Below are 292 nucleotides of genomic sequence, written 5' to 3' on the forward strand. Positions count from 1 at the left end.
GTGCCAGCAGCCGCGGTAATACGGAGGGTGCAAGCGTTGTCCGGAATCATTGGGTGTAAAGGGTGCGTAGGCGGAAGCCTAAGTCGGGGGTGAAATCCTGCCGCTCAACGGCAGAATGGCCTTCGATACTGGGTTTCTTGAGTTCGGAAGAGGTTGGTGGAATTCGTGGTGTAGCGGTGAAATGCATAGATATCACGAAGAACACCGGTGGCGAAGGCGGCCAACTGGTCCGATACTGACGCTGAGGCGCGAAAGCGTGGGGAGCGAACAGGATTAGAAACCCCAGTAGTCC

Annotated in this window: 1 rRNA gene; it reads left to right on the forward strand. The window is 56.5% G+C overall.

The window, feature by feature from the left end:
• Positions 1 to 292: ribosomal RNA gene (locus BTW08_RS18740) — 16S ribosomal RNA — on the forward strand; the annotation flags it as partial.

The sequence above is a fragment of the Salinicola sp. MH3R3-1 genome (assembly GCF_001937155.1).
GTDB classification, from domain to species: domain Bacteria; phylum Pseudomonadota; class Gammaproteobacteria; order Pseudomonadales; family Halomonadaceae; genus Salinicola; species Salinicola halophyticus.